Origin of the sequence: Dyella sp. EPa41, assembly GCF_016586165.1 — a bacterium.
Classification (GTDB): Bacteria; Pseudomonadota; Gammaproteobacteria; order Xanthomonadales; family Rhodanobacteraceae; genus Dyella.
The window spans coordinates 1-6532 of the sequence record NZ_BCPR01000127.1 but is presented as its reverse complement, the minus strand read 5'-3'; the positions used below and the strand labels follow the sequence as shown (position 1 = coordinate 6532).

Here is a 6532-nt window from a genome sequence, read left to right as displayed (position 1 = left end):
GACCCGGGCCGCGGCAGCGGCTCGGAAGCCCGCGGCAGGCGAGCAAGGTCGCCGAAACACAGCAATCGCCTGAAACGACATTGCCGGAAGAGCGAACCATGCAAACCGACGCGAAAGGCTGTCGCGCACTGGGTGCGCTCCTACAAATGGATAGGCGGCGGTCACGATGTTCTCGATGCGATGTGCCGCGCAGCGGCACGAGCCTTCAACCCGTCCCCTGTGGGGCGGTGAGGGGTGGGCGAGCAGGCCCCGCAGGGGTGCCCGACAGGACGTCGGGCACTTTTCGTCCGGGCAGGAGCCCGGTCGAAAAGCCCGGCCGCCCCTCACGGACTGGCTGGGCAAAGCCCGGCCAGCGCCACGCGGGGTGCCGTTCTCTTTGGTTACTTTCTCTTGGGCAAGCAAGAGAAAGTGACCCGGCCTCCGGCAGGAGGACGGAAGCCCGCCGCAGGCGAGCCAAGCCGCGATAAGGAAGAATGCAACCGAAACATCGACAATCTTTGTCTATCGAAAGACGAACATGCAGACCGGCGCGAAAGGCGGTCGCGCACTAGGTGCGCTCCTACAAGGGAATACCACGCGAAGAGAAAGTGACTCGGGCCACAGCGGCCGCCACACAGCTGCCATCGGTCAGCCGCGAGGCGCTTGGCCTCGCGACCGATACCTCGCTCACTTCTTCGCCTTGCCCTTCGTGACACTGATCGCCAGCGCCTCGACGTAGGTGATGCGCACCATCTGGCCGACCTTCAGTTCTTTCATCTTGGCCTGGCGCTTGGGGTCCTTCACTTCGATGACGCGCGACTTGCCGTCCGCACCGGTCAGCGTCACCGTGTGGTTCTTCAGGTCCACCGCCGTGAGCTTGGATGTCACCGAGACGGACTGATCGGCCGTGCCACCGGGCGTTGCGCCCTTTTCCGCCGTCTTCATGCCGTTCTGGTATTCCATGCCCGCTTCCGCGCTGTCGGCGGGGAGCAGTTCCAGCGCAACGGCGCGCTCGTATTTGGCCGTGACGATGTCGCCTGCGTGCAGCTGGTCGAGATTCTTGATCTCAGGACCAGCCTTGACGGTCTCTTCGTTGCCCTTCGGGCCCTTCAGCACGACCTCGCGATTCTCCTGGTCCACGCTGACCACCGTGGCGGTCAAGGTGGATTCCTCGCGCTTGAGTTCGTGCGCCGTGCTGGTGACGGCCGCCTCCTCGGTGGCCTGCTGGGCAAGCGCATAGGCCGGGATCGCCGTGGCCAGCGCAAACCCCAGGGCGATCCTGCGGAACTGATACCGTTGGTTCATCTCACACCTCCTCCTGGCTGACTCGACTGATTCGGTTATGCGCAGCCGCAACCCTCAGACGGGCGGCTTTCCGTCGGGAATAGGCGATGCCGTCGCCCCTGGCGGCGGCATCGGCTTGCGGTCCCTGGAAGCCGGGGCGGCGTACCACTGCTCGTGCGGCACCCACACCTTCTCCTTCGGCTGTTCCTCGAAGTGCGGAGACATGATCTGCACGCCGAACTCGTTGAAGATATCGACGATGTTGCGGTTGAGTTCCGACAGGATCATCACGTAGCTGGCAGGCCGCTGGATCGCCACATTGAGCTGGTACTCGATGTAGAAATCCGACAGAGCCGTCTGCAGCACGAACGGGCGCGGCTCCGCTTGCAGGCCGTCGGTCCTTGACGCGGCCTGTTCCAGCATCGCCACGACCTGGCGCCACGGCGTGTCGTAGCCGATGGTGACGGAGGTGGTGATCAATAGCCCGGTGTCGCGGGACTGGCGCGTAAAGTTGCGCATGGAGGTGGAAGAAAGCACCGAGTTCGGCACGGTGATTTCCTCGCGCTTGCGCGTCACCAGCTTCATCGACAGCGCACCCATTTCCACCACCATGCCCTCGTGGTCACCCACGCGCACGAAATCGCCCACGCGCACGGCGCGCGAATACAACACGACCAGCCCGCTCATCACCTGGTTGACGATGCCCGCCGACCCCAGCGAAAGCATCAGGCCGAGGAATACCGACACGCCCTTGAACGCATCGGTGCCTGCGCCGGGAATGTACGGATAGGCCACGATCAACGCGAACAGCCATACCAGCATCGACACCAGGCGGCTGGTGACGCGGGCCGTCGGCGCCTCCAGCCAGCCCACCTGCACGGCCCCTTCCTCCACGGCCTGGAACCAGGCGGCGATGAGGCGCGTCACGCCACGGGTGACCAGGAAGATGACGATGAGCGTGAGCAGGTTGGGCAACTGGTTGACCAACCCCGTCATCAGTTGCAGGCCGATCTGCATCAGGTAATCGCCCAGCCGCGAACCCCACGGATGGCTATATGGAAACCGCTTCAGCACGAAGCTCAACCACAGGTAGCCGATGAACAGCGTCAGCGCCAGTCGCACCAGCGACACGCCACGCCGCACCAGCGTCCACATCATGGGGCGCAGGTCGAAACCGGCGACATCCAGGCGCAGCCTCGCCTGGGTGACCGCAATGAGCTTGCGCTGCACGAAGCGATCCAGGCGGATCAACGCCCAGCACAGGACGATCAGGATCACCGTGGCCAGCACGCTGTACAACACGCCGACCAGCAGCAGGCGTGGCTGTCGCGCCGTTTCCCGCTCGCGGATGATGTCGCGCAGAACGTCCGCGCTGCGGCTTGCCGCGCCCTCGATGGCGGCGCGGTCGTCGGTACCGACATCGCCGGGCAAGACGCCGAACAGCACCAGGTTGCCGGCGCGCAGCGCCGCCCCCTTCTCGCCGCCGGCCTCGATCCATGACACGGAAAGCGCGTTGGCTTTCAACGTGTCGAGCGCTTCCTCGATGCGCGCGCTCGCCGCGTGCGCACGCTCTTCGGCCGTCATGCCATGGTAGGGCGCATACAGTGTGACCACGGTGCGGTTCCACACGACGACCGGCGCGCCTTCGTGATCCCCCGCCAGCGATGTCGATGTACTGGGCGCGGGCGCCTGCGGTGGTTCATCTGCCCACGCGGCCCGGCCGGGCATCACGGCGATCAGCACCAGCAGCACGGCCAGCCAACGGGGCGCGTCCACCCATGGCGCGCGACGCGCTGGGGTGCGGTTCCTGCCGCCGCGGTATGAAGCCAGGCTGGTCATGCCAATCATGTTCAACCAGTACGCGGCCCGCCACGAGCGTAAAACCACCCAACGGGGCTACGTAGTTCTACCGAATTGAACCCTTTCGCCGGCGGTGCCGCACATCGGGCATGACAGTCGCCGAAGGGAGGACTAAGGTGCATGGCTCCAAGCCGGCTGACCGCTCGCCAAGGAAACTCCCATGCTGCCCGTCGAAACCCTCGATACCGCGCTGGTTACCGGCGCTTCCACCGGCATCGGCGCCACGTATGCCGACCGCCTCGCCGCGCGCGGCCATCCATTGGTGCTGGTGGCGCGCCACCGGGAACGGCTCGACGCGCTGGCCGAACGCCTGTCGCGTGAGTACCACGTGAAGGTCGACGTGTTGCCCGCCGACCTCACCTCGCCGCACCAGCGCGCCGAGGTGGAGCGGCGGTTGCGCGAAGACGAATCGATCGGCGTGCTGGTGAACAACGCGGGCTCATCGGTTCCCGGCGGGGTCGCCGACGCGCAGCTCGACGACATCGAGGCGATGGTCGAGCTCAATGTCGTCGCGCCCACGCGGCTGACGGGCGCGCTCTTTCCCCGGCTGCTTGCACGCGGCCGCGGAAGCATCATCAACATCGCCTCGGCGCTGGCCATCGCGCCGGAGTTGTCCCCTGGCGCCTATGCGGCCACCAAGAGCTATCTGCTCAGCTATACGCTGTCGCTGCACAAGGAAGTGAATGGCCGCGGCGTGCAGGTGCAGGTCGTGCTGCCCGGCATCACCCGCACGGCCATCTGGGAGCGCGCAGGCAAGGATCTCGGCGGCTTCCCGCAGCACATGATCATGGAGGTGGACGAGATGGTCGACGCGGCACTGGCGGGCTACGACATGGGCGAGGTCGTCACCATTCCCTCGCTGCCCGACGGCGAGGAGTGGAACCAGTACGAAGACGCGCGACGACGCCTGTTGCCCGAGCTTTCACGCAGCCAGGCCGCCGACCGCTACAAGAGCGACATCCCCGAAGACGCCTGAGCCACCTGGGCGGCTACACAAATCGGTATCACCGGCGCGCTTCCAGAGGCATATAGTGTGCTTGACCGCCGCCCGGCGGCGGCGGTCGATGCGGGCGGAACGCCTGCGCGCACCAAGCAAAGACATGGGAGAAAGACCATGCGATACACGTTACTGGAAGGCAGCAGGGACGGCATGATTCTCCTCGCACGCATCCTGCTGATGGTCCTGTTCGTGATCTTCGGTTGGGGGAAGTTGCTCGGGTTCGGCGCCACCGTCACCTACATGGATTCGGTGGGCCTGCCACTTCCCACGTTGACCGCCGCCGTCACCGTGATCATGGAGCTGTTCGTGGGGCTGGCGATCGTGATCGGCTTCTACACGCGGCCACTGGCCCTGTTGCTGGGGCTGTATACGCTGGGCGCCGCGGTGATCGGGCACCAGTTCTGGCACATGGTCGATCCGGATCGCATCGAAGCGATGATCAATTTCTACAAGAACGTGGGCATTGCCGGTGGCCTGTTGCTGTTGTGCATCACAGGGCCGGGCCGCTATTCGCTGGACGGAAGATAGACGTCGGCAACGGCGCGCATGGCCGCGCCGTTGCGTGATTCACGGCAACCCCAGGCCATGCAGGAACGCATCGACGCTGGCCGTGTAATCGCCTGGGGCGCCCAGCGTCGCGTTGATGTCGCCGTGGCTGAGCGGCAACTCGAGCACGCTTGCCTGCACGCCCAGTGCCTTCGCACGCTGCGCGAAGGCCTGGTTGTGCGGGCACGAGGCCACCCGCCGCGACGAGCACACCAGCAGCACGGGCGGCGCGGCGCGGCTGAGCTGGTCGAGTGGCGAGACGCTGCGCCAGTAGCCCGGATCGTGACCGAACACGCGATCGTAGAAGTTGGCATGCGGCGCGGCCATCAAGGCAGGCACATCGATCGCGCCGGCATCGAGCGACACGGTGCCGAGCCAGCGTCGCGCACCCTGCCCTTTGGCGAGGTCGGGCGAAGCGTCCAGCAACGCCACCAGATGCGCACCCGCCGAATGCCCCATCAATACGACGCGAGCGGGATCGCCGCCCCACTCGCGGGCATGCCGCTGCACATAGGCCAGCGCGCTCGCAACATCTTTCGCCTGATCGAGCGGACCGGCCTCGGGCCACAAACGGTTGTCCACCGACACGAACACGTAGCCCGCCGATGCCCAATGGGCGGCCTTGGGCTGAACCACCGCGCCGTTGGCCTTGTCGCCGAACATCCACGCCCCGCCGTGGACCATCACGATGATGGGCGCGTCGCGCGCATGTTCGGGCCGATAGACGTCCAGACGCTGGGCATGCGCCTGGCCATAGGGAAGGTCATGCAGCACCTCCGACGCGCGTGCCGGCGCGGCACACACCAGCAGGCACAGCAGCCACCCCGGACAACGCCAGCTTTTCATGCAAGCCCTGCCTATGCGATGACCGTTCATGGGCAGGACACCGCCTGCCCAGCGGCATTCGAGCACGAACCCGTATGCGTGATGCCACTCTTGCTGATCGACGTTTCGCCCAGGTAAGACCGGCCGTCGGCGCCGGTGAGCTGCGATGTGTGCGTCAGGCCCTGTCCGCTCGCGCCGGTCGTGCTGCCGGCATAGCTGCCGCGAACGCCATGGGCGTCGGTCTCTCGGGCGAAGCTGGCGTGGCCGTTGCCGTCACCGCTGGCACTGCCATGACTGGAGACGCTGTCGCCTTCGGCACCCCGCGCGGCGAAACCGGACTGATGCTGCCAGGAGCCGTCGCTGGAACGGCTGGTTTCGCCCCCACGTGCCGCAGCCCCGCCGTGCGGGCCTCGCCACGCACCGGCGCTGGCGGTGGCGGCATCGCCCTGGCCATCGGCGACGGTGCGGCGACCGTGAATGCCGGCGGTGCCGCGCGGACCACGGAAGGCCGCCCGGTGGCTGCCCGCTACCGCAGTGGTGTTCGCCTGCGCCCACAGGTTTCGCGCTTCGGAACGCCCTGCGGCCGCGGCGGGCATCGCCGCCCCCAGGGCAAGGGTGAGGGTGAGACCAACGGCTGTCACGGGCATGTTCACGTTTTCCTCCTCGGTGCGTTCAAGCGGCTGACAGCCGGCATGCTGAGGCGCCGGCGCCCCGCAGGCGTATCCCTGGCGCTAAGGAGTGAAAACGGATGTTGCCAACGACCGGTCCGGAAACATCCTGTTACAACCCCTTTCCTGCCACGCGGCAGAATGGCGCCATGACCACGACTTCCTCCCCGCATGTCCTGATCGTGGACGACGACCGCCGCCTGCGCGACCTGCTGCAACGTTACCTCGAACAGCAGGGTTTCCAGGTATGCCTGGCGGGCGACGGACGCGAGATGGATCGCGAACTCACGCGGCGGCATATCGACCTGATCGTGCTCGACCTGATGCTGCCCGGCGAGGATGGCCTGGCGATCTGCCGGCGCCTGCGTGG

Annotated in this window: 7 protein-coding genes; 3 read left to right on the top strand and 4 right to left on the bottom strand. The window is 66.4% G+C overall.

Annotation, left to right across the window (positions count from 1 at the left end; translation table 11 throughout):
* Positions 1-666: 666 nt before the first annotated feature.
* Together JMF82_RS21390 and JMF82_RS21385 are read right to left on the bottom strand one after the other, a co-directional pair.
* Entirely contained in the window at positions 667-1284 is a 618-nt protein-coding gene (locus tag JMF82_RS21390; RefSeq protein ID WP_201316548.1) for a hypothetical protein, read from the bottom strand.
* Between the two features lie 54 nt (positions 1285-1338).
* Complete coding sequence (locus JMF82_RS21385; protein WP_201316547.1) at positions 1339-3102, bottom strand: mechanosensitive ion channel family protein; 1764 nt, start codon at positions 3100-3102, stop codon at positions 1339-1341.
* Positions 3103-3283: 181 nt separating this feature from the next.
* Here JMF82_RS21385 and JMF82_RS21380 point away from each other — a divergent pair, with 181 nt between their 5' ends.
* Positions 3284-4099 carry an SDR family oxidoreductase gene (locus JMF82_RS21380; protein ID WP_201316546.1) on the top strand — a complete coding sequence of 272 codons (816 nt, stop codon included), beginning with the start codon at positions 3284-3286 and terminating at the stop codon, positions 4097-4099.
* 138 nt (positions 4100-4237) lie between these two features.
* Positions 4238-4651 (top strand): DoxX family protein, encoded by a 414-nt coding sequence (locus JMF82_RS21375; RefSeq protein ID WP_201316545.1) that lies wholly within the window; start codon positions 4238-4240, stop codon positions 4649-4651.
* Between the two features lie 39 nt (positions 4652-4690).
* Here the strand turns inward: JMF82_RS21375 and JMF82_RS21370 are convergent, their stop codons facing one another.
* Together JMF82_RS21370 and JMF82_RS21365 are read right to left on the bottom strand one after the other, a co-directional pair.
* The gene (locus JMF82_RS21370) at positions 4691-5515 is read right to left on the bottom strand and encodes an alpha/beta hydrolase (RefSeq protein ID WP_201316544.1); all 825 of its coding nucleotides are present in this window, start codon (positions 5513-5515) and stop codon (positions 4691-4693) included.
* A gap of 26 nt (positions 5516-5541) precedes the next feature.
* The gene (locus JMF82_RS21365; RefSeq protein ID WP_201316543.1) at positions 5542-6147 is read right to left on the bottom strand and encodes a hypothetical protein; all 606 of its coding nucleotides are present in this window, start codon (positions 6145-6147) and stop codon (positions 5542-5544) included.
* A gap of 164 nt (positions 6148-6311) precedes the next feature.
* On the opposite strand from JMF82_RS21365, the gene JMF82_RS21360 reads away from it, so the two are divergent.
* The coding region (locus JMF82_RS21360; protein WP_201316542.1) for a response regulator at positions 6312-6532 on the top strand (221 nt) is incomplete at its 3' end.

Bases quoted from the DNA above. Each gene is read 5' to 3' on its own strand.
- JMF82_RS21390 (WP_201316548.1), bottom strand. From the start codon at position 1,284: ATGAACCAACGGTATCAGTTCCGCAGGATCGCCCTGGGGTTTGCGCTG.
- JMF82_RS21385 (WP_201316547.1), bottom strand. From the start codon at position 3,102: ATGACCAGCCTGGCTTCATACCGCGGCGGCAGGAACCGCACCCCAGCG.
- JMF82_RS21380 (WP_201316546.1), top strand. From the start codon at position 3,284: ATGCTGCCCGTCGAAACCCTCGATACCGCGCTGGTTACCGGCGCTTCC.
- JMF82_RS21375 (WP_201316545.1), top strand. From the start codon at position 4,238: ATGCGATACACGTTACTGGAAGGCAGCAGGGACGGCATGATTCTCCTC.
- JMF82_RS21370 (WP_201316544.1), bottom strand. From the start codon at position 5,515: ATGAAAAGCTGGCGTTGTCCGGGGTGGCTGCTGTGCCTGCTGGTGTGT.